The following is a 20,708-nucleotide window of genomic DNA, read 5'->3' on the forward strand; positions in this document are numbered from 1 at the left end:
ATGCCGGTCATCAGCACTGACAAGAACACCGATGCACTCAGCCTCACCTTCGTCGCCGAATTCGACGCCGACGTCGAGCGGATCTGGCAGCTCTGGTCCGACCCGCGCCAGCTCGAGCGCTGGTGGGGTCCGCCCACCTGGCCAGCCACCTTCACGCAGCACGACGTGGTGGTGGGCGGCGAATCGCGCTATCACATGACGGGGCCGGAGGGCGAGAAGTCGCGCGGATGGTGGCGCATCACCGCCGTCGACGCCCCCACCCACCTCGCCTTCGACGACGGCTTCGCCGAGGAGAACGGCGAACCGAACGGTGACATGCCGGTCGTCCACGGCTCCGTGAGTCTCGAAGACGTCGACGGCCGCACCCGGATGACCACGGTCAATCAGTTCGAGTCGGTCGACCAGATGGATCAGCTGATCCAGATGGGCATGGACGAGGGCATGCGCCTTGCGATGGGCCAGATCGACGAGTTGCTGGCCACCGCCCGGGCTTAGGCGCCGATCGGTTCGCCCGCGTCACCGGCGCGCTTCGTCTTGACCTTGCGCACCTCGCGCAGCACGATCTGCTCGGGGCACACGGTCGAGAGGAAGTCGCCGACCGAGAGGGCGAGCCGGTCGCCCACCAGCGAGTAGAGGATGCGGTTGGCGTCGCGCCGCTCGGTCACGAGACCCGCCGCGCGCAGCACCGACAGGTGCCGGGAGATGGTGGGACCGGACGCCTCGAACCGCGCCGCGATGTCGCCCGCGGCCAACTCGCCGTCTTTCAGATCCTGAAGGATCTGGCGGCGGGTCGGATGCGCGAGAGCCGAGAAGATGTCGCTCGTGCTGTCAGCCATATTAGCAACTTAGCACATGTGCTAATTAGCGAGCGGTGGGCACTGTTCGGCCTGCCCTCCGGAGCCCACCAGGACTATCCTCGAAGCATGACCGATTCACGGAGTGCAGCGGGCAGAGACCCCGATTCCGGTCTGGGTTCGGGCGAAGAAGTCGACTCGTTCGACCGCGATCTCGAAGACAAGATCCACAAGTACATCGCGGCCGCGACGCCCACCGACGGCCCGGCTCCCGCCGGTTGAGCGCCTTCGCCTCTGCACTCGAGGCCGTGGACTCCGTCGAGCCCCTCGATGACGCCGATCGGGCGACCCGGATGCGCGTGCTCGCGTTCTTCGAGGCGGGCCCGGCGATCCTGGCCCGCCACCCGCATCCGGTGCACGCCACCGCGAGCGCCTTCGTGTTCGACGCCGAGTACCGGCAGGTGCTGTTGTGCTTCCACAAGAAGGGGCGATTCTGGGTGCAGCCCGGCGGACACCTCGAACCGGCGGACGCCACCGTCATCGACGGCGCCCTGCGCGAGGCCCGAGAGGAGACGGGAGTCGAACCCCCGGCCGGAACCGCACCGACGATCGTCGACGTCGATGCGCATCGCCTCTCCAGCCGTTTCGGGCACTGCACCGAGCACCTCGACATCGGCGTGGCGTTCACGGCCGATCCTGCCACCGCACTCCGCGCGAACGACGAGGTCGAGGGCGTGCGCTGGTGGCCGGTCGATGCGTTGCCGGGCGACGCGGCGACGGGTCTGGATGCGCGGATCGCCAAGATCCTCGAGCGCCTGCGTTCCCGCTGAGCCGGAGACGCGGGTCGCGGGTCGCGGGTCGGCGGCGTCAGGCGTCAGGCGTCAGGCGTCCCGCAGGAACGCCTCCTGCCGATAACTCCCGTCTTCGAGCACCGCGACCGTCGACTCCGGCACTTCCACGAACGCGCCGGGCAGGTCGCTGAGCGGTTCCGACACGATCACCCGCGCTCCCGCGCCGTATTGCCGCAGCCGGTCGATGTCGGGGTAGGTCTCCTGCAGAGCACCCATGTCTTCGGAGTAGAACAGTGTGCGCGACCGGTGCTCGCTCGAGTAGCGGAACGCCCAGATGGTCGATCCGTCGGTCACCGCGAAGGTGCCCTGCACCGGATGCGGCACGCTCAGCGCGTCCCCGATCCGTTCGACCTCCCGGATCGCCCGCCCCATCGCCCCGATCGGGTCGGCGGCGAGCCCGAACGTCACGGCGAGGTAGAACAGCGCCTCCGAGTCGGTGGTGCCCCGGATCGAGCTGAACAGGGCCGGCTCGATCTCGAGCAGGATGTCGCGTTTCATCACGCCGAACTGCCGCAGCACTCCGTTGTGCATGAACATCCAGTTCTGATGGCGGAACGGATGGCAGTTGGTCTGCTGGATGGGCGGCCCGCTCGCTGCACGCACGTGCGCGAAGAACAGCGGACTCTCGATCGCGTGCGCGAGCTCCTGGAGGTTCTCGTCATACCAAGCCGGCTCGATGCTGCGGAAGAGTGTGGGCGCCCTGCCCGGCGCGGCGTCTGCCGGATACCAGCCGATCCCGAACCCGTCCCCGTTCACCGTCTCCTTGCCGAGCGGCGAGTGCAGCGACTGCGCCACCAGCGAGTGCGGGGTGTCGAGGATGAGGGTCGACGGATGCAGATCCGGCCCCGCGTAAGCCACCCACCGGCACATCTGCGAACCTCCCGACTCCCCGATCTCGACCCTACGCGCGCCCGATGCGCCGGCACCAGAGGGAACTCGGGCCGACCGGCGGGTAGAGCGCTCACCGCCCGAGGTGCTGATGCACCGAGGAGATCACCACCGACCCCTCGCCCACGGCCGAGGCCACGCGTTTCACCGACCCGCGTCGCACGTCGCCCACGGCGTAGAAGCCGGCCAGCGACGACTCGAGCGGCGCAGGCGGCTCGTCGTGCGGCCAGGCGAGGCGTCCGCCCTCGACCACCACGTCTCGCCCCGTGATCACCGACCCCCACTTGTCGCGCAGGATGGCGGGCGGCAACCAGCTCGTGTGGGGCCGGGCACCGATGGTGATGAACAGCGCTTCGCAGGCTACGACGCTCTGTTCGCCCGTGAGGGTGTCGGCCAGCACGATCCGTTCCAGAAGCGGTGCCGCCGGCGGGTGCGCGGCCTCCGCTCCGACCACGCGCGCGCGCGTGACGATCCCGACCCCCGCGGCGGCGAGCTCGTCGATCAAGTACTGCGACATGCTCTCGGCCAGAGCCGCACCGCGGATCACGAGCGCAACGGATGCGGCGTAGCGGCTGAGGTGCAGAGCCGCCTGCCCGGCGGAGTTGCCGCCCCCGACGACGTACACCGCCTTCCCCTCCTGCGCCCGCGCCTCGACGGAGGTGGCGCCGTAGAACACCGACACGCCCACGAAAGGCTCGAGCTCCGGCACGGCGAGCCGCCGGTACGAGACGCCGCTCGCGAGAACCACCGCACCGGCCCGCACGCTCGAACCCGGCTCCTGTTCCCCGTTCGCGCCATCCGACTCCCCGCCCGCCTGGGCCTGGGGACCGACGTCGCCTGCCGGCGGCGCCTCGAGCACGAAGGCGCCATCGGCGTCGAGCTGCAGGCCCGTGGCGCGGCGAGCGTGCGCGAAGCGCGCCCCGAAGGCCCAGGCCTGCTGGTAGGCCCGCTGGGCCAGATCGGCGCCGGACGCCCCGCGCGGAAATCCGAGGTAGTTGCGGATGAGCGAACTCGACCCGGCCTGCCCACCGATCGACTCCGCCTCCAGCACCACCGTGGTCAACCCCTCCGAGGCGGCGTAGACCGCCGCCGCGAGTCCCGCCGGCCCGGCTCCGACGATCGCGAGATCGACCGGCTCCCGCGGCAGCGACGTGGTGAGTCCGTAGGCGGCGGCGAGGGCCGCATCGTCGGGGTCGCGCAGAATCCGCCCGTCCGGCACCCGCACGAGCGGCACCCCGGTGTACTCGGCACCGGTGCCGGCAAGTAACGACTGCGCCTGCGTCGACGTCGGCGCCACCGCATCCGCTCCCACCCCTCCTCGCGTGAGCAGGATGCGCAACGCGTGCGTGCGGGCGACCGCCGGATCGCCGATCACGGCGAACCCGGTGCGCACCCGTCCGGATGCGCGCTCCCAATCGTGCAGCAGATCGGTGACGGCGCGGTGGAACGACTCGTCGGGCTCACGGGCCGGAACGACGAGGTAGTAGTCGACGAGGGTACGGGCCATCAGGTCCGAGATCGTGCGCGCTGTCTCGGACTGCGCCCACGACCCCCAGTCGATGAGCACGCTGCGCCGCACGTCGGGGTAGAGACTGCGGGCCCAGGCGAACAACGGATGCGCGGGGTCGCCACCGCCGGCCCGCGCGATCACCAGCGCCAGGTCACGCCCGTCGCTCTGCAGCGCATCGAGCCGGCCGCGCGCATCCGTCTCGCTCGCCGACGGAAGCACTTCGTAGTCGCTGCCGTACCGCCGCCGGAGCTGACGCACCACGGCCTCGCGGGCGGGCGCATCCGGAGCGCACACCAGGATGGCCGCCCGTTCGTGCGTCATCGCGATCCACTCCTTCCGAACCGCTCGAACAGCGGCGATGGTACTCGCCGCGGGCGTCGGTGACCAGAGTCCCCGGCGCCTTCCGGCGAGGCTCCGACCGGAATTCCGCACCGCACGACCGGTGCGCGCTGCATCGCGGTAGAGTCGCGACATGAGTGACGTTGACAGCTATCTGGCCCGACTTCTTGCCGATGAGCCGTCCGGAATCGGTGCCACGGCCATCACTGTCCCGGTCGACGACGGCAAGGCGCACGAGCTGATCGCCTTGCACAACAGCGACGACATGTACGACGTGTGGAAGACCGATTCCACGAAGATCGAGGGCGGCAGCTGCACCTACGGACTCTTCGAGCACAACATGCCCGACCCGGGAGAAGCTTTCCTCGTCACCCCCGCCTGAGCGAGTCGCATCGGCTCGCTACGGGCGATGCGAGGCGAGGCGCAGCTGCAGGAAACGGAAGACCTGATCCGATCCGGTGACCCGGCCGTATTCGTCGGTCACCCGCGTGACGAACTCGTCGTGCCGCTCCGGCGGCAACCGGTCGGTGTACGCCGTGAAGCCGAGCGCGCACCAGGCGCGGAAGGCCGCGGCGCTGCCGAAGTCCCAGGCGAGGTCGCGCTCGGTCGCGTCGTCGACCACGAGTCCGGCCGAGGTGGCGATGTCGCGCCACTCGCCTCGCGTGCGGTGCACGTGCGGGGCGCCGAACCCGCCGAACCAGTCGGCCCAGGCCGGCGCGGTCGCCACCGAGAACGCCACGTCTTCGACCGAGGGCCGCTCCCCCTCGGGCACGAACTGGCAGACGACGGCGGCTCCCGGATGCACGGCCTCGCGCAGCCGCGACAGCGCCGCCACCGAGTCGTGCACCCAGTGCAACGCGTTGAGCGACACGGCCAGGTCGAAGGGCTGCGCCGTGGTGAAGGTGGTGACGTCGCCTTCGATGAACTCGATCGACGGATGCGCGTCGTCCCGTGCCGCGCGGATCATGAGCGGCGAGGGGTCGAAGCCCACCACCTCGGCGACCTCCGGCCGGTCGGCGATGAGCCGGGTCACGAATCCGTCGCCGCATCCGGCGTCGAGCACACGCGCGTTCGGTGGCGGGCTCAACTCGGCGGCGAACCGTCGACCGAGGTCGTGCTGCAGGGTGGCGATCTCGGCGTAGCGGTCGCCGTCCCAGTCGGGCGTGGTCACGCGGATCGATCCCCGATCCCGGTCACGCCAGCGGCCGCAGTTCGGCGGGCATCGGCCACGCGAGCTCGTACTCCCGCAGCGGCACGGTGATGTCGCCGAAGTCGTCTTTCTTCACCCGGATGCGCTGGGTGCTGACCTCGGTGATCCGCACGCGCAGCGACACTCCGTCGACGTCGAGCAGGAACGGATCGGCGAGGTAGCGGAGGCCGCGCTCGTCGAGCAACTCCTCGGCGTCGAACCAGTCGATCGGGCCGCTCACCTCGCGTCCCAGCAGGTCGATGACGACGAATCCGTCGCCTTCGGGTCGCATCCACCCCACGAGCTCCCCGTCGCCTCGCCGATGCTCGATCCATTCGTCCACCCCTCGACGCTAATGGATGCGCGCCGTTTGCGGTGAAGATGTCCTACGCGCCCGACTCAGCTCAGGTGGCCCGAGAGGCGGCGGTGGAAGACGGAGCTGCGCCCGTCGAGCCCCTCGACCGAAGCCTCGATGCCGTGCTGCCGGTACTTCGTCACCACGGAGTCGAGCGCGGCGACGCTCGAGGCGTCCCAGATCTGCGAGTCGCTGAAATCGATCACCACCGCGGGCGGATCGTCGGCGTAGGAGAAGCGCTCCACCAGGTCGTTGCTGCTGCCGAAGAACAGCGGCCCGTGCACGGCATACCGCGCGACGGCATCGGGGCCCGAACCCGCCACCACCCGCGTCACGCTGATGACGTGCGCCACCCGTCGAGCGAACAACACCATCGCGAGCACGACTCCCACCAGCACCCCGATCGCGAGGTTGCCGGTCGCCACCACCACCGCGATCGTCACCGCCATCACCAGGCTCTCGGGCAGCGGCATCCGGCGCAGCGTCGAGGGCCGCACGCTGTGCCAGTCGACCGTGGTGATGGCCACGATCATCATCACCGCGGCGAGCGCCACCATCGGGATCTGCGCCATCACGTCGGAGAGCAGCGTCACCATGGCGAGCAGCACGAGCCCCGCCACGAAGGTCGAGATGCGGGTGCGGGCCCGGGCCATCTTCACGTTCACGATGGTCTGGCCGATCATGGCGCATCCGGCGATGCCGCCGTAGAAGCCTGCCAGGATGTTCGCGACGCCGAGCGCCCACGACTCACGGTTCTTGTGCGAGCGGGTGTCGGTGATGTCGTCGACCAGCTTGGCGGTGAGGAGGGTCTCGAGCAGGCCGACGAAGGCGACGCTGAGCGCGGTGGGCCAGACGATGGCCAAGGTCGACAGGTTCAGCGGCACGAGGAACGGCGTGATGCCGGGCAGCGCTCCGCCGATGGCGCCCTCGTCGCCGACGTTCGGCACGGTGAGGTGCGCGAGCATGACGATGGCGGTCACCACGACGATCGCCACGAGCGGCGCGGGCACGGCCTTGGTGAAGCGCGGCAGCACGAGGATGATCACGACCGTCAGCGCGAACAGCGGATAGACCAGCCAGGGCACGTCGATGAGGTGCGGAACCTGCGCGACGAAGATGAGGATGCCGAGGGCGTTGACGAAGCCGAGCATGACGCTGCGCGGGATGAACCGGGCCAGGCGGGCGAAGCCGAGCAGACCGAACGCGATCTGCACGATGCCGGCGAGGATCACCGCGGGCAGCAGGTATTCGACGCCCTGATCCTTCACGAGCGGGGCGACCACGAGCGCCACCGAGCCGGCAGCGGCGGTGACCATGGCGGGCCGGCCGCCGAGCACCGACATGCTGAGCGCCAGCACGATGGATGCGACGAGGCTGACCTTCGGGTCGACGCCCGCGATCACCGAGAACGAGATGACCTCGGGGATGAGGGCGAGGGTGGTGACGATTCCCGCCAGCACCTCGCGGCTGAGGAGCACCGGTGAACGGAGAGCGCCGACGGTGGTGATCTCGCGCTGCGGGCCGGACGCACCGTTCTCGTGAGCGATCGTCGTCCCCGTCTGCCGTGATCCGTGCCGGGCACGCGCGTCGCCCGTGCGCGACTGTGCCCATCGATTCTACCGAGGCGGGCGAGGGTGAAATGTCTCATCGCAGCCGGACATGAGCCATCGTGGACTCTGTGAAAAGCACCGACCGGTTCGACCAGCACCTGCACCTGGTGCTCGAACCGCTCCGCCGCTATCTCGCGCGCCGCACCGATGCGGCCACGGCCGACGACGTGCTCGGCGAGACATTGCTGGTGCTGTGGCGGCGGGCCGACGACATCCCGGAGCATGACGCGGATGCCCTCCCCTGGGCGATCGGCGTCGCCCGCTTCCAGTTGGCCAACGCCGAGCGCACGGCCCGGCGGCAGAGGCGGCTGTTCGCGCGCATCGTGACCGTCGACCGGCCCGAGGCGGCGATCGACCCGCACCACGGGCGGGCGTCGCACGACGGCGATGGCTGGGACGGTGGCGGCGCGGGTCGTTGGGGTGGGGGCCAGGGCGACGACGGCGACGCGGTCGAGCGCATCCGGTCCGCTCTGGCGGCACTGCGCCCTGCGGACGCCGAGATCCTCCGTCTCGCAGTCTGGGACGAGCTGGGCATCCCTCAGATCGCGATGGTGCTGGGCATCACGTCGAATGCGGCGAGCATCCGGCTGCACCGGGCACGCAAGCGGCTGCGCGCGGAGTTCGAGCGCATCGGAAAGGGCGGGGGCTCATCCGGACATGACGGGGTGAAGGAGGGAGAGACCGCATGAACCCGCACGACGACGAGAACACGCCACGGCCGCCGGCGAGCGCCGCGACGCCACCGCCCCCGGGCACGCCCGACCGGACGGCAGCGTCGCAGCAGCCGGCCGACGCGGATGCCGCGCTGGAGCGCCTGCTCAGCCGCGCCGATCCGGCCCGCTCCCTCCCCCCGCTCGACCCTGCACGCACCACGTCCCTGAAGGAGACCACCATGAGCCGCGCCGACGAACGAACCGCCACCCCCTCCCCGGCCCCCCGCCCGCGCCGCCGCCTGAGCTGGGCGATCGCCGTGGGTGCCGCGGCCGCCGTGCTGGCCGTGGTGGGCATCTCCGTCGCCGTGCAACTCGGCGCTTCGTCGCCGCAGGTCACCGAGCTCGCGGCCGGCCCGGGCAACGGTGCCGAAATCGCGATGAAGTGCGCGGAGATCACGCCCGAGATGCTCGCCGGCTACGCGGATGTCGCGTTCGAGGCCACAGCCACGAGCATCGCCGACGACGGCACGGTCACGCTGTCGGTCACCGACCGCTACGCCGGAGACATCACCGACATCGTGGAGGTTCCGCAGGGCGACGACGTGATGCTCGACGGGATGCCGCTGCACTACGACGAGGGTTCGTCGTACCTCATCGCCGCGAGCGACGGGTCCATCCTCAGCTGCGGTCAGAGCGGCCCCGCCACCCCCGCCCTCGAGCAGCTCTACGCCGCCGCGTTCGGCCGCTGACGCACTCCCGCCATCGAGTGGGCACGAATCGTCGCGCATCCGGCCTGTCTCCGACGAATCGTGCCCACTCGATACGCGCGGCGTAGGGTGACGGCATGCCGGACACCCTGTTCCGCCCCGAACCGTTCACGATGAGCACCGATCCTGCGGCGCTCGACGACCTGCGCCGCCGGCTCCGCGCCACACGATGGCCGGATGCGATCGAGGGCGCGGGTTGGACGCTCGGTACCGACGTCGCCTACCTCCGCGAGCTCATCGACTACTGGGCGAACGACTTCGACTGGGCCGCGCAGGAGGCCGCCCTGGCCCGGCATCCGCATTTCCGCGCGCGACTCGGGAGCGGTGCGCACGGTGGCGCTAGCACCGGTCTGGACATCCATTTCGTCCATGCCCGTGCCGCAGGGGGAACGCATCCGCTCCCCCTCGTGCTCTCCCACGGGTGGCCGGATTCCTTCTGGCGCTACACGAAGGTCATCCCGCTCCTCACCGATCCGGGCGCACATGGCGGCGACCCCGCCGACGCCTTCGACGTCGTCGTTCCCGACATGCCGGGCTACGGCTACTCCGATCGCCCCACCGATCGTCCGCGCAACTCCATCGACGTCGCCGCTCTCTGGGCCGAGCTCATGCACGGCCTCGGTTACGACCGATTCGTAGCCGCCGGCGGTGACATCGGCAGCCACGTGAGCCGGTATCTCGCGCTCGATCACCCCGACAGCGTGATCGCCGTGCACCGAACGGATGCCGGCCTCCCCCACTTCTCCGGCGACCCGGCCCTGCTCACAGCCGAAGAACGGCAGTGGATCGACGAGTCGGTGCGCTGGGCCGCGACCGAGGGAGCCTACGGCGCCATCCACCGCACGAAACCGCAGACGGCCGCCGCCGGGCTCAGCGATTCTCCGGCCGGGCTTGCCGCGTGGATCGTGGAGAAGCTCCGCTCGTGGAGCGACTGCGGCCCCGACGGCGACCTCGAGAGCGTGTACAGCAAGGACGAGATCCTGACGAACATCACCATCTACTGGCTCACTGAGACCATCGGATCGTCCATGCGCATGTACCACGCCAATGCCGCCATCCCGCCCGAACAGCTCGCCCGCCGCGTCGAGGTGCCGAGCGGGTTCTCCCTCTTCCCGGGCGACATCATGCGCCCGCCACGCGCCTGGATCGACCGCACCGCGAACGCCGTGCGGGTCACCGAGCCTGCGCGCGGCGGCCATTTCGCCGCCTTCGAGCAGCCCGAGCTCTACGCCGAGGAGCTGCGCGCGTTCTTCCGTCCCTTCCGCCGGTAGCCCGCATGCGTCGGGCCGCAGAGCGGCCGGCGGCCGGCGGCCGGCGGCCGAGAATCCACGACGCAGGAACGGATCGAGCAGGAATCGAGAAGCGTCGGCCGTGGCGCATCCGTAGCGTCGTCGTCATGACAACCATCGACTCCATCACCCTCGACGTTCCGGATGCCGCCGCCGCGGAGACCTTCTATGCCGCGTTCGCACTCGGCGACCGCCTGCGAGTGCGTCAAGCCGGCGCTGCCGACGGTGCCGCCAACGCCGCCGCCACGCACGCCACCTCCGGGTTCCGCGGCTACACCCTCTCGATCACGGTCTTCCAGCCCGCCACCGTCCATGCCTTGATCGACGCGGCCGTCGCCGCCGGCGCCACCGTTCTGAGGCCTGTCGCGAAGTCGCTCTGGGGCGTGGGCGGCAGCATCCAAGCGCCCGACGGCGCCATCTGGAAGGTCGCCACCACGGCCAAGAAGGACACCGACCCGAGCGACCGCCGCATCGACACGCTGGTGCTGCTCCTCGGAGTCGACGACGTCTCGGCGAGCAAGAAGTTCTACGTCGAACACGGACTCGAGGTCGGCAAGAGCTTCGGCAAATACGTGGAGTTCGCGCTGCCCTCGAGCCCCGTGAAGCTCGGCCTCTACAGCCGCAAGGCACTGGCGAAGGATGCCGGTGTGCCACCCGAGGGCAGCAGCTCGCACGGCCTCGCCATCGCCGGCGACGCGGGCGCATTCACCGACCCCGACGGCTTCGCCTGGACTGTCTCCCTCCCCACCCCCGCCTCCACCTGAGCGCACCCGCATCGGCGCGCCGCGAAGTCGCGCTAAGTCGCCCCTGCACGGCACTCAGGGGCGACTTAGCGCGACTTGGCGGGCAGATCCTGCGCGACCAGCACCCGCGGGTCGTCGGCGTTCCACTTCTGCACCGACTGCAGCACCCAGAACGCGACGAACAATGCCAGCGCGATCGCCTCGCCCACGAACAACGGCGAGGGGGTCACCTCGAGCGTCAGACCGAAGCCGACCACCGCGATGATGGCCGCCAGGTCGACCACGAGGGCGGCCGCGACGATCCAGTAGCCGACCCGCAACCAGCGCGGCGGGCGGCGCTCCCGCGGGTCGACCGGATCGAAGGCGTTGGCGACGGCGACCGCGGCGATCAGGCCGAAGAAGATGACGGCCGACACCAGGTGCGCCGAGGCCAGAAAGACGTCGGGCGCGAGCAACCAGCCGAGCAGCACGCTGATCAGCACCACGAACGCGATGGCGAAGGAGGGCGCGACCGTGCGAACCACCACTCGCCCCTCACGCGCGACCCGCACGGACGCCACGACGATCGCCACCACCAGCACCAGCGTGCCGAAGACGAGGTAGGTCCACACGCCGAGCTCGACCTCCGGCAGTACGGCGTCGGGAACGCAGGTGAGCCCCGGCCCGCACCGGTACGGCGTGCCCGGCACCCGCCCGGGCGCCAGCAGGGTGGGCACCAGCGCGATGATCGGGGCGAACAGGGCCGCAGCATCCAGGAGCACCCGTTGGATGCCCTGCCCCGAGAGCGCGAGCATGGCGAACGACGCCGTGATGAGCGCGCCCACGAGCACGTTTCGGGCGGGCGTGTAGTAGTAGGCGCTGACGGAGACGAGGATGCCTTCCTTCACCGAGATGATCGCCACGGCGACCCCGATCAGCACCACCGTGCCGGCGATGCCGAGGCGGAGGTTGCGGTAGGTGCGCTGCAGCGTCGTGCTCACGGTGCCATTCGATCACTGCAGCACCGACATCGCCAGGCGTGAGCGCTAGCGTTGAGGCCATGACAGATCTTCGCCAGACCCGACCGTTCGGACGCACCGGATTCGACGTCACCCCCCTCGCCCTCGGCACGTCGTCGTGGGGGCAACTCCGCGCGGGCGAATCGGGCGACGAGCGCGACGCCCGCATCCTCGAGGTGGCGCAGGCGTTCTTCGCCGATGCGCTCGACACCAACCTCCTCGACACCTCGAACATGTACGGCCCGACCGACGCCGGTCATCTCTCCGAGCTGTTCGTGGGGCAGGCCCTGGCACAGGCCGGCGGCGTGGCCACGGGGCTGGTCATCCAGACCAAGCTCGACCGCGACACCACGACCGACGACTTCAGCGGCTACCGGATGCGCCGCTCGCTCGAGGAGTCGCTGGATCGGCTCGGTCTCGATCGCGTCGACGTGCTCTACCTGCACGACCCCGAGGTGGTCGGCTTCGACGCCGTGATGGAGCCGGGCGGCGCGGTCGAGGCGCTGGTGGAGATGAAGGAGCAGGGCCTCGCGACCTCGATCGGCATCTCGGGCGGCCCGGTGGACATGCTGCAGCGCTTCATCGAGACGGACCTCTTCGACGCGCTGGTCACCCACAACCGCTTCACCCTGCTCGACCGTTCGGCAGGCGCCCTGCTCGACGCAGCGACCGAGCGCAACGTCGGCGTCTCGAACGCGGCGCCGTACGGCGGCGGGGTGCTCACCGGTGAACTGTCATTGGCCGGCCGCTACGGCTACCGCCCGATCCGCCCCGAGATGGCGGCCGCGCTGGCCCGACTTCGCTCGATCTGCGAGCAGCACGGTGTGGCGATGGGTGCGCTGGCGCTCGGCTTCAGCCTGCGCGACCCACGGGTGCACACGACGATCGTCGGCGCCTCTTCGCTCGACCGGTGGACGCAGGCGGTAGCGGATGCGACGGCCGCGGCCGCCGTGCCCGAGGAGGTCTGGGCCGAGCTCGCCGACCTGGCCGACGGCGTCCCGCCGCACGACGCCGAGTAGCCGCTGTTCCCCTCGCCGAAACGACGGAGAACTCGGGCGACACGCCGCTCGCACCTCCGTCGTTTCGGTGCGGGGCCCGACTTCTCCGTCGTTTCGGCAGCCGGGTGAGATGTCGGGCCGCGGCCGCTCACGGCAGGAACAGCCGCGGCCCGGCTCGCATCTCGCTCGCGTCGAACGCGAAGGCCGGCCGGGATGCGTCGCCCACGTGGATGCCGTACTCGTCCAGCCCCTCAGGCACGCCCTCGATGACGATCGGGAACCCGCATCCGACGACACCGTTGGCCGACATCACGTCGGAATCCCACTGTCCCACCTGGATCTCCCCCGCGGCGAGCACGCCCGACGGCCCGACGACTTGTGCCTCGCCGCCGGCCACGATGTCTTCGAACCCGGCGGGGGCGACGCAGCTGGAGTCGCCGTCGTCCCACACGCGTTGCCGCCGCTCGGCATCCTTCTCGGCGGTCATCTCACGGTCGGTGATGAGCACGAAGCCGTAGACCGTGCGGGTCTCGGCGACGGCCGCCGCGGTGGGCGACGCCGGTTCCCCGGCCCCGGGCAGCAGCGGCGGCCCTGGCAGCAGGGAGCACCCGCTCAGCACCCCGCCCACGATGCCTGCCGCCACAACTGCTCCGCCCATGCGTCGCGCGATCGCCCTCATACGCCCCTCATTCCCATTGCAGGCAACCGCTCGCTGCCCCGTCGATCCTGCCAGATCCCGAGAGGGCCAGGACACCCTGGTCGGGCTCCGCCTCAGAAGGTTCTGGTGCCCGCCTGATCGAGGCGGTCGATCGGCAGATCGAAGAGGTGCGGCGTGACGTAGAGCCCCAGTGCCTTGTCGAGCGGCACGCTCGTGTACGGCCCGAGCGCGATCTCCCCGAACTCGTCGAGGCGGGCATCGACCTCGGTCGCCGTCTCGGCATAGAAGTTGGCCGCGGTCGACGAGCGCACGGCGGCGATCGACGCATCCGTCGGCTGCTCGCCGGCGAGCGGAAGGTCGGCGGCGAGCACGTCGAGGTCGGCGCAGGCGCCGTTGACACCCACGAACCACGATTGCGTGCGCGCCGCGTTGCTGCCCGACTGGATGCCGACCTCGGCGACCTGAGCCGGGCTCGACACGCTCAGGGGCGGCACCGCGACGAGCTGCCGTGAGTTGAGCACCTCGTCGGCCGGCGCAGACCCGACGTTCTCGGCTTCGCCCAACGCGCGGTCTTGAAGATGCACGGTGCTGCGGATCGGCGTGGTGAACGTGGGCATGAATTCCGGATCGCACGACAAGACCGAGTAGAGCACCACACGCCCAGCGTCGTCGGCGACGGTCATCACCGAATGGTCGCGGCGCAGGTAGATCGACTGGGTCAGCCCTGCTCCGGGAACACTCTGGACGAGCGCCGGCTGGCCGAGCAGGCTGGTGACGAAGTCGGCCGAATCGCCCGCGTGGATCTGGCTCAGCAGGTTGTACTCGACCGGACGCCAGAAGATCGTGTTCACGGCGTTCGGAACGAACAGAACGAGAGCGCTGATGGCTGCGAGCAGTCCTGCGCACCAGGTGACGGCCTTGCCACCGTTCAGAAACCACTGCGCCGGCCGGGCGAGCGGGAGGGATGCGCGTGGCGTCGTGCCCATGACCTGATCATGCCACCACCAGCCGACGACAGCCGGATGCGCGGCCGGTCAGTCCTCTGCGACCTGCCCTGCCGAGACGTGCCAGTGCCGGTTCAGCCGCACCGTCGACAGCATCCGCCGATCGTGGGTCACCAGCAGCAGGGTGCCTGTGTACGACTCGAGCGCCTCTTCGAGCTGCTCGATGGCCACGAGGTCGAGGTGGTTGGTGGGCTCGTCGAGCACGAGCAGGTTCACGCCGCGGGCCTGCAGCAGGGCGAGCCCCGCTCGGGTGCGCTCCCCCGGCGACAGCTCGTCGACGGGCCGTCCCACGTGATCCGCCTTCAAACCGAACTTCGCGAGCAGCGTGCGCACCTCGGCGACGGGCCAGTCAGGCACCTGCGCCTCGAAGCTGTCGGCGAGAGACGACGTGCCGGCCAACACCGCGCGCGCTTGGTCGATCTCGCCGATAGCGACGGATGCGCCGAGCGAGGCCTGCCCCGCAGTCGGCGCGACCCGCCCCAGCAGCAACCGCAACAGGGTCGACTTGCCCGCTCCGTTGGGCCCCGTGATGCCGATCCGGTCGCCCGCATCCACCTGCAGCGACACCGGGCCCAGCGTGAACGTGCCCTGCGTCACGACGGCGTTCGACAGCGTCGACACGACCGACGACGACCGCGGCGCCGACCCGATGGTGAACTGCAGTTGCCACTCCTTGCGCGGCTCCTCCACCTCGTCGAGCCGCGCGATGCGGCTCTCCATCTGCCGCACCTTCTGGGCCTGCTTCTCGCTCGACTCAGCGGATGCCTTGCGCCGGATCTTGTCGTTGTCGGGCGCCTTCTTCATCGCGTTGCGCACCCCCTGACTCGACCACTCGCGCTGCGTGCGGGCCCGGCCCACGAGATCCGCCTTCTTCTCGGCGAACTCGTCGTACTCCTCGCGCGCGTGCCGCCGGGCCGTCTCGCGCTCTTCGAGATAGGCGTCGTACCCCCCGCCGTAGACCCGATTGCTGCCCTGCGCGAGGTCGAGTTCGAGCACGCGGGTGACGCTGCGGGCGAGGAACTCGCGGTCGTGACTCACCAGAACAACGCCGCCGCGAAGACCCCGGATGAACGCCTCGAGCCGCTCGAGACCGTCGAGGTCGAGATCGTTGGTGGGCTCGTCGAGCAGCACGATGTCGAAGCGCGACAGCAGCAGGGCGGCGAGACCGACGCGAGCCGCCTGCCCTCCCGAAAGGTCGGTCATGAGAGCGTCGGATGCCACCCCCAACCCGAGCTCGGAGAGCACCACCGGGAGTCGCTCCTCCAGATCGGCGGCGCCGCTCGCGAGCCAGCGGTCGAGGGCGGTGGAGTAGACGTCGGCCGGGTCGGGGGCTCCGGATGCCGCGGGCTCGGTGTTTCCCAGAGCCTCTGCCGCGGCATCCATTTCCGTCGTCGCGAGGCTGGTGCCGGTGCGTCGCCCGACATACTGGGCGACGGTCTCGCCGGCAACTCGCTCGTGTTCCTGGGGCAGCCATCCGATGAACGCATCGGCGGGAGCCAGGTCGACGCGACCCTCCATCGGGGCGTCGATTCCGGCGAGGATGCGCAGCAATGTCGACTTGCCGGCCCCGTTCGCGCCCACCACACCGACGACGTCGCCCGGAGCGACCACGAGGTCGAGCCCACTGAAGAGGGTGCGGTGGTCGTGGCCTCCGGCCACGCCTTTGGCGACGAGTGTTGCGGTCATCCGTCAATGCTCTCGCATTCGACGGCGCACCTCGACCGAAGGCGCACCGCGACCGAGCACGGGCGCAGGCGGTCGCTCGCTCACCGCCGTAGGATCGGGAGCGTGACGGGGGAAGCGCACGACGACGCGGTGCGTGCTGACGACGAGCCACCGCCCGACCACATCCCCGACCCCCGACCGAAACCGACACCGCTCTGGGCCCTGCTCTCGCGCTGGCTGCTCGCCCTCGAAGCGTGGCTGCGCTCGCACGGCGGGGCACCTCTCCGCCGCAGCCTCTGGGCCTTCTGGGGTGTGGTCGCCCTCGCGGGCGGCGTGCTGCTCTTCGGCCCGGTGATCAACCCGCCTCTCACGCTGGACGACATCACCGACGCCGCCTCCGACGCCACCGACCAGTGGATCGCCCGTGACTTCGACGCCGACTACACCATCACCCGCGCACCCGACGGACGGCTGCAGGCGGATGTCGTCGAGACGATCGACGCCTTCTTCCCCGACGACCTCGCCGCCTCGGAGGCCGGCGGTATCGTTCGCGTGCTCCCCACCCAGTACCAGGGGCATGCCCTGGCGCCGGAGGCGATCGAGGCCACCCTCGACGGCGAACCCCTGGCAATCGACCGGGCCGAGAGCAGCGACCAGCTGACGCTCACGCTCGACGCGAGCAGGGGCGCGAGCGCGGGCGGGAACGGGGACGCGAACAGCGCGGCGAAACTCACCGGCGACCACGAGTTCATCCTGAGCTACACCCTCCACGACCTCGCCTACGAGTCCGTCGACGAGGCGACGGGCGCCCCCGTCGACCTCCTCGCCTGGGACGTCTTCGGCCCCTCATGGCCTCAGGCATTCAGCGGCCTCGACGTCACGGTCACGCTGCCCGACGAGCTCGACGACTCCCTCGTGCGTCAGCCTCGCGGCATCCTGGCCTGGACGCTGCTCGGCGCCGGCGCCTGGCTCGAGCCCGAACCCGACAGCCCACCCGGCCAGGTCACCTACAACTTCACCAACGACCAGAACATGCCGCCCCACGCCCAGGCGCGCTTCACGATGGCCTTCGCCGACGGCACCTTCACGATGCCTCCGCCGACGCCGTTGTTCCTCGTGCAGACCTTCGGTCCGCTCCTGCCACTCGTCTTCCTCGCCCTCACCCTGCTGCTCGCGCTCGCCGCCCGGGCGGTGGCGTGGAGCGACGAGCGCGGTCGCCCCTGGTTCGTCGCCCAGTTCAGCCCACCGGATGGCGTCAGCGCCCGCACGGCCGCCCAGATCCTGGGCACTCCCCGCCCGCTCGAACTGGCAACGGCCCTCACCTCGGCGCAGCGCGCGTCGAAGGCCGACCGCCGAGACCGCTTCGAAGCGGCGGCGCGCGCGGCGAACCGCACCGGGCGAGCGGGCGACCGGATGCGCGCCCTCCTCGTCTACCTCCGCGCCCCGGAGCGAGGGGTCCAGCTCACGGAGGGTTTCCGCCGCATCCCGAGCGGCTTCGTGCGTGACCTCTTCATCGCCGCGCCGCTCGCGTTGACGTTGCTGCAGTGGGGCATCGTGCGCCAGCTCTCGCACCAGACCACTCTGGCGGTGGTGTGGTGGCCGGTCGCGTTCGTGCTCGTCTCCTCGGCCGTCTCCATCGTGGTGCTCGCGATCGCGCTCTCGGCGCGGCCTCTCACCCGGAGCGGTGCTCTCGTGAAGCAGCATCTCCAGGGCATCGCGGTTTTCGCCGAGCGCACTCAGCTTCTCGAACGCGCGACGGTGAGCGACAAGCTCCTCCCCTACGTGGTGCTGACGGAGAATCCGCGCACCGCCGGCCGACGCGTGGCCGAGCTGATCGCGCACGATCTCGGTGATGCCCGAGCGGGTTCAGGATGGCGCACTCTCGACTTCGTGAGCGGCCCGCGCATCCTCCTGCGAACGGTGGCGGTGCTCCTCCTCGCGGGCGCGATCACCGGCGCCGCTCTGCTGCCGAACCCGTACCCGCGGTCGTTCGATCCGCTCTCCTATTCGGGCGACATCCCCGGAACGTACTTCAACACGGTCGACTCGGCCGAGATCGCCGCCGAACTCGCCAGAACCGATGACGGTCGCGCGCACCTGACGGTGACCGAGACGCTCACCGTCAGTTTCGACGACGGGGGCTCGGCGGTGCCGCAGTTCACGCAGCAGTGGCCCGACCGCATCGAGGGCCAGGATGTCGGATTGCAGGTCTCCGATGTGCGGGTCGACGGCCAGGGCGCTCCGTATACGACGTCGCGCGACGGCGACACGCTGCTGCTCGCGACCCGGTTCACCGAGGTGCTGAGCGGTGCGCACGAGGTGCAGATCGACTACACCGTCGACTCGGCGGCGGTCGCGGCGGCGAACCAGGCGGGCACGGTGGTCGATCGCGTGCGCTGGGCCGCCCTGCTCGAGGGCTGGGAGTACTCGAGCCAATGGGGCAACGACCCGGCCACCGACCCCCTCACGATCGAGTTCCGGATGTCGGACGACCTCTCCGCCCTCGCCACCGCGGCCGGCTGGATCACCGAAGACACCGATGCGTACCAGAGCCCGCGCCAGTGGGCCGAGACCGTCATCCCGTTCGGCAGCTTCGGCACCGATGAGGCGTCGACGACGTCGGAATCGTCGTCGGCTCGCGATGCCGCATCCGAGCACCGACTCGACCTGCGCGAGACCGACAGCGGTTATCCGTTCGAGCTCACCGTGACCGACCTCGGGGTGCTGGCCGACTTCCCGGCGGGCACGTTCGCGGGCCCCGATGCGGGCGCACTGCAGTTGCAGCAGGTGCGAAGTGTGCTGCCGATGGTGTTCGTGCTCGGGCTCGGCGGAGTGGCGCTCGGCATCGGCATCCTGAGCGTCGTGGCCGCACGCATCCGTGGGTCTCGTCGTCTGCGGCCGGGCGCTCTACGCGACGCGATCTGGTGGCTCGGCACCTCCACCGCCGTCTCGACCGTGTGGCTCTTCGTCTGGGCGAGCTCCGACATGCCCGACGATTGGCCCGAGTTCCCCCCGCTCGGCATCGCGGCCCTGGCGGCCATCCTCGGCGGCACGCTGAGCCTTCTCTTCACCCTCCGGGAGCAGCCCCGCCCCGCCGGCGGCAGTACTGCCGCCTCCGGCTCCCGCACCGCCTCCGACACCCGTGCTGCCACGGCCGCCCTCAAGCCCCGCTCGCGCCGTCGCCCCGGCCGCCGCAGGCGCTGACCCGCCGCCCTCGTCTGCACGCGGTGGCGCTTAGCGTCCGGCGAGCTGATGGAGCCGATGGAGCCGCTCGTGATCTTCGTGATGGGCCGCACGACCTACACCGACATGCGGCGCATGGAGGCCCTGGTCGCGGCGAGCGGTCTCGACGTCACGATCGTGCGCCCCTCCGGCTTGTTCGACGCGGATGCGGTGAGCGACTACCGGGTCGAACTTCATGATCACGGCCCTGGCCGACCCCACCTGGGTCGGTCGGCCGCGAGTGCTCGACTTCTTCCGTGCAGAGGCGCTGAACTAGGCCACGAGCACGGTTAAAGTAAACTCGGCCCCAGAGGGACCGAGCGGTATGAATCGATCATCGCACATATCCGCAGGCCAATCTCGCAAATTTGAGAATCTCTCCGCTACCATTCGTCTGGCTTCGACAATCTTCCTAGCGACGCGGGCAGCTGCGATTGGCACAGTTCATCGCGGCTGAGTCGGTGCCACCAATGCCCACCCACGCCTTCGGCTGGGTCCCCATTCAAGCGTCCGGCGGGAAAGCCTGCGGTCGGATTCACAAGACCGACCGGCACCCGCTTGCGTGCCTCCCGCACGGGAAACTCGAGGTCGCTGTCGTTACTCACCACGATCACGGCGTCAACGCGTGTCTCCAAGACATCGATGAGCAGATGGGAAGCGACATTGACGTCGCTTCCCTTCTCTTCCCGTCGCGCAACCGATGCCATGAACCTTGCGTCGGCTTGAGGCGCGCCCGCCCCATCCTGAACCATGATCGGCCATGAAGGACGATGAATAACGGGCCGCCCGCGCGAATCCGCTGTCGCCAACGGTGACGTCGAAACGCGGGAGACGTAATTGCCGAAGGCGATCTCGTCAACAGACCCAGCAGCCCGAAGCGCACGGAGATACACGTCCTGATCCTGCTGCCCACTGGTATTCCCCGAGCCGCTGATGCGCGCAGTGCAGTACACGACCCTCGTCTCAGTCGATCCGCTCCACCGCGAATGCGACAGGATCAATCGCTCGGCAAGCCCACGGAGATCCAACCAACGCCAGCCCGGCGTCGAACGGCCGCAGATCGCGCGCGCTCCGTAATAGAGGTTGAACCCATCGATGTAGATGCCGACGATCATGCGGATCAGGATAGCGAACTGTCTGATCATTACTCACTTTATATTGGTATTGCACGCGCG

General features: G+C 69.9%; 22 protein-coding genes. 11 read left to right on the top strand and 11 right to left on the bottom strand.

Annotated elements, in window-relative coordinates; genetic code table 11:
* Positions 1-495 (top strand): SRPBCC family protein, encoded by a 495-nt coding sequence (locus N1027_RS17785; RefSeq protein WP_259509656.1) that lies wholly within the window; start codon positions 1-3, stop codon positions 493-495.
* Here the strand turns inward: N1027_RS17785 and N1027_RS17790 are convergent.
* Positions 492-836: a metalloregulator ArsR/SmtB family transcription factor gene (locus N1027_RS17790; protein ID WP_259509657.1), complete on the bottom strand. Its 345-nt coding sequence runs from the start codon at positions 834-836 to the stop codon at positions 492-494. The two genes, N1027_RS17785 and N1027_RS17790, sit on opposite strands and share 4 nt — an antisense overlap.
* A gap of 87 nt (positions 837-923) precedes the next feature.
* Between N1027_RS17790 and N1027_RS17795 the strand changes: the two genes are divergently transcribed.
* Positions 924-1,076 carry a hypothetical protein gene (locus N1027_RS17795; RefSeq protein WP_259509659.1) on the top strand — a complete coding sequence of 51 codons (153 nt, stop codon included), beginning with the start codon at positions 924-926 and terminating at the stop codon, positions 1,074-1,076.
* A gap of 26 nt (positions 1,077-1,102) precedes the next feature.
* Positions 1,103-1,624: an NUDIX hydrolase gene (locus N1027_RS17800; protein WP_259509661.1), complete on the top strand. Its 522-nt coding sequence runs from the start codon at positions 1,103-1,105 to the stop codon at positions 1,622-1,624.
* Positions 1,625-1,675: 51 nt separating this feature from the next.
* On the opposite strand, the gene N1027_RS17805 is transcribed toward N1027_RS17800, so the two are convergent.
* Both N1027_RS17805 and N1027_RS17810 read right to left on the bottom strand, forming a co-directional pair.
* Positions 1,676-2,515, bottom strand: coding sequence for a class II glutamine amidotransferase (locus N1027_RS17805; protein ID WP_259509663.1), 840 nt, complete (start codon positions 2,513-2,515; stop codon positions 1,676-1,678).
* Positions 2,516-2,606: 91 nt separating this feature from the next.
* Positions 2,607-4,364: an NAD(P)/FAD-dependent oxidoreductase gene (locus N1027_RS17810; RefSeq protein WP_259509666.1), complete on the bottom strand. Its 1,758-nt coding sequence runs from the start codon at positions 4,362-4,364 to the stop codon at positions 2,607-2,609.
* A 151-nt stretch (positions 4,365-4,515) separates the two neighbouring features.
* Here N1027_RS17810 and N1027_RS17815 point away from each other — a divergent pair, with 151 nt between their 5' ends.
* A complete protein-coding gene (locus N1027_RS17815) occupies positions 4,516-4,764 on the top strand; it encodes a hypothetical protein (protein WP_259509668.1) in 249 nt (82 codons plus the stop codon).
* A gap of 18 nt (positions 4,765-4,782) precedes the next feature.
* Here the strand turns inward: N1027_RS17815 and N1027_RS17820 are convergent, their stop codons facing one another.
* From N1027_RS17820 to N1027_RS17830, 3 genes are read right to left on the bottom strand one after another with little or no spacing between them, the layout of a single operon-like run.
* On the bottom strand, positions 4,783-5,553 hold the full coding sequence (locus N1027_RS17820; protein ID WP_259509670.1) for a class I SAM-dependent methyltransferase: 771 nt from the start codon (positions 5,551-5,553) through the stop codon (positions 4,783-4,785).
* A gap of 22 nt (positions 5,554-5,575) precedes the next feature.
* The gene (locus tag N1027_RS17825) at positions 5,576-5,914 is read right to left on the bottom strand and encodes a hypothetical protein (RefSeq protein WP_372499763.1); all 339 of its coding nucleotides are present in this window, start codon (positions 5,912-5,914) and stop codon (positions 5,576-5,578) included.
* A 56-nt stretch (positions 5,915-5,970) separates the two neighbouring features.
* Positions 5,971-7,404, bottom strand: coding sequence for a SulP family inorganic anion transporter (locus N1027_RS17830; protein ID WP_372499764.1), 1,434 nt, complete (start codon positions 7,402-7,404; stop codon positions 5,971-5,973).
* A 200-nt stretch (positions 7,405-7,604) separates the two neighbouring features.
* Here N1027_RS17830 and N1027_RS17835 point away from each other — a divergent pair, with 200 nt between their 5' ends.
* From N1027_RS17835 to N1027_RS17850, 4 genes are all read left to right on the top strand, one after another.
* On the top strand, positions 7,605-8,225 hold the full coding sequence (locus tag N1027_RS17835; RefSeq protein ID WP_259509672.1) for an RNA polymerase sigma factor: 621 nt from the start codon (positions 7,605-7,607) through the stop codon (positions 8,223-8,225).
* A complete protein-coding gene (locus N1027_RS17840) occupies positions 8,222-8,938 on the top strand; it encodes a hypothetical protein (protein ID WP_259509674.1) in 717 nt (238 codons plus the stop codon). The genes N1027_RS17835 and N1027_RS17840 overlap by 4 nt, the downstream gene beginning before the upstream one ends.
* A gap of 95 nt (positions 8,939-9,033) precedes the next feature.
* Positions 9,034-10,227, top strand: a complete 1,194-nt coding sequence (locus N1027_RS17845; protein WP_259509676.1) for an epoxide hydrolase family protein — start codon at positions 9,034-9,036, stop codon at positions 10,225-10,227.
* Positions 10,228-10,352: 125 nt separating this feature from the next.
* Positions 10,353-11,009 (top strand): VOC family protein, encoded by a 657-nt coding sequence (locus N1027_RS17850; protein WP_259509678.1) that lies wholly within the window; start codon positions 10,353-10,355, stop codon positions 11,007-11,009.
* Positions 11,010-11,074: 65 nt separating this feature from the next.
* Here N1027_RS17850 and N1027_RS17855 read toward each other — a convergent pair whose 3' ends face one another.
* Complete coding sequence (locus N1027_RS17855) at positions 11,075-11,968, bottom strand: hypothetical protein (protein WP_259509680.1); 894 nt, start codon at positions 11,966-11,968, stop codon at positions 11,075-11,077.
* A 59-nt stretch (positions 11,969-12,027) separates the two neighbouring features.
* Here N1027_RS17855 and N1027_RS17860 point away from each other — a divergent pair, with 59 nt between their 5' ends.
* Complete coding sequence (locus N1027_RS17860; RefSeq protein WP_259509682.1) at positions 12,028-13,005, top strand: aldo/keto reductase; 978 nt, start codon at positions 12,028-12,030, stop codon at positions 13,003-13,005.
* 127 nt (positions 13,006-13,132) lie between these two features.
* On the opposite strand, the gene N1027_RS17865 is transcribed toward N1027_RS17860, so the two are convergent.
* The 3 genes from N1027_RS17865 to N1027_RS17875 form a co-directional block, all read right to left on the bottom strand.
* A complete protein-coding gene (locus N1027_RS17865; protein WP_259509684.1) occupies positions 13,133-13,663 on the bottom strand; it encodes a hypothetical protein in 531 nt (176 codons plus the stop codon).
* Between the two features lie 92 nt (positions 13,664-13,755).
* Positions 13,756-14,628 carry an ETEC_3214 domain-containing protein gene (locus tag N1027_RS17870; RefSeq protein WP_259509686.1) on the bottom strand — a complete coding sequence of 291 codons (873 nt, stop codon included), beginning with the start codon at positions 14,626-14,628 and terminating at the stop codon, positions 13,756-13,758.
* 48 nt (positions 14,629-14,676) lie between these two features.
* Positions 14,677-16,332: an ABC-F family ATP-binding cassette domain-containing protein gene (locus tag N1027_RS17875; protein ID WP_259509688.1), complete on the bottom strand. Its 1,656-nt coding sequence runs from the start codon at positions 16,330-16,332 to the stop codon at positions 14,677-14,679.
* 102 nt (positions 16,333-16,434) lie between these two features.
* Here N1027_RS17875 and N1027_RS17880 point away from each other — a divergent pair, with 102 nt between their 5' ends.
* Both N1027_RS17880 and N1027_RS17885 read left to right on the top strand, forming a co-directional pair.
* Entirely contained in the window at positions 16,435-19,515 is a 3,081-nt protein-coding gene (locus tag N1027_RS17880; protein ID WP_259509690.1) for a DUF2207 domain-containing protein, read from the top strand.
* Between the two features lie 48 nt (positions 19,516-19,563).
* Positions 19,564-19,827, top strand: a complete 264-nt coding sequence (locus N1027_RS17885) for an NAD(P)H-binding protein (RefSeq protein WP_259509692.1) — start codon at positions 19,564-19,566, stop codon at positions 19,825-19,827.
* Positions 19,828-19,916: 89 nt separating this feature from the next.
* Here N1027_RS17885 and N1027_RS17890 read toward each other — a convergent pair whose 3' ends face one another.
* Entirely contained in the window at positions 19,917-20,678 is a 762-nt protein-coding gene (locus N1027_RS17890; RefSeq protein WP_259509695.1) for an NYN domain-containing protein, read from the bottom strand.
* Between the last annotated feature and the right edge of the window lie 30 nt (positions 20,679-20,708).

The organism is Herbiconiux aconitum (assembly GCF_024979235.1).
Classification (GTDB): domain Bacteria; phylum Actinomycetota; class Actinomycetes; order Actinomycetales; family Microbacteriaceae; genus Herbiconiux; species Herbiconiux aconitum.

What these genes read in the sequence shown, in the direction of transcription:
- N1027_RS17805 (WP_259509663.1), bottom strand. Translation starts at nt 2,515, where the DNA reads ATGTGCCGGTGGGTGGCTTACGCGGGGCCGGATCTGCATCCGTCGACC.
- N1027_RS17810 (WP_259509666.1), bottom strand. Translation starts at nt 4,364, where the DNA reads ATGACGCACGAACGGGCGGCCATCCTGGTGTGCGCTCCGGATGCGCCC.
- N1027_RS17860 (WP_259509682.1), top strand. Translation starts at nt 12,028, where the DNA reads ATGACAGATCTTCGCCAGACCCGACCGTTCGGACGCACCGGATTCGAC.
- N1027_RS17875 (WP_259509688.1), bottom strand. Translation starts at nt 16,332, where the DNA reads ATGACCGCAACACTCGTCGCCAAAGGCGTGGCCGGAGGCCACGACCAC.
- N1027_RS17795 (WP_259509659.1), top strand. Translation starts at nt 924, where the DNA reads ATGACCGATTCACGGAGTGCAGCGGGCAGAGACCCCGATTCCGGTCTG.
- N1027_RS17790 (WP_259509657.1), bottom strand. Translation starts at nt 836, where the DNA reads ATGGCTGACAGCACGAGCGACATCTTCTCGGCTCTCGCGCATCCGACC.
- N1027_RS17840 (WP_259509674.1), top strand. Translation starts at nt 8,222, where the DNA reads ATGAACCCGCACGACGACGAGAACACGCCACGGCCGCCGGCGAGCGCC.
- N1027_RS17785 (WP_259509656.1), top strand. Translation starts at nt 1, where the DNA reads ATGCCGGTCATCAGCACTGACAAGAACACCGATGCACTCAGCCTCACC.
- N1027_RS17815 (WP_259509668.1), top strand. Translation starts at nt 4,516, where the DNA reads ATGAGTGACGTTGACAGCTATCTGGCCCGACTTCTTGCCGATGAGCCG.
- N1027_RS17870 (WP_259509686.1), bottom strand. Translation starts at nt 14,628, where the DNA reads ATGGGCACGACGCCACGCGCATCCCTCCCGCTCGCCCGGCCGGCGCAG.
- N1027_RS17865 (WP_259509684.1), bottom strand. Translation starts at nt 13,663, where the DNA reads ATGAGGGCGATCGCGCGACGCATGGGCGGAGCAGTTGTGGCGGCAGGC.
- N1027_RS17885 (WP_259509692.1), top strand. Translation starts at nt 19,564, where the DNA reads ATGGAGCCGATGGAGCCGCTCGTGATCTTCGTGATGGGCCGCACGACC.
- N1027_RS17850 (WP_259509678.1), top strand. Translation starts at nt 10,353, where the DNA reads ATGACAACCATCGACTCCATCACCCTCGACGTTCCGGATGCCGCCGCC.
- N1027_RS17890 (WP_259509695.1), bottom strand. Translation starts at nt 20,678, where the DNA reads ATGATCAGACAGTTCGCTATCCTGATCCGCATGATCGTCGGCATCTAC.
- N1027_RS17845 (WP_259509676.1), top strand. Translation starts at nt 9,034, where the DNA reads ATGCCGGACACCCTGTTCCGCCCCGAACCGTTCACGATGAGCACCGAT.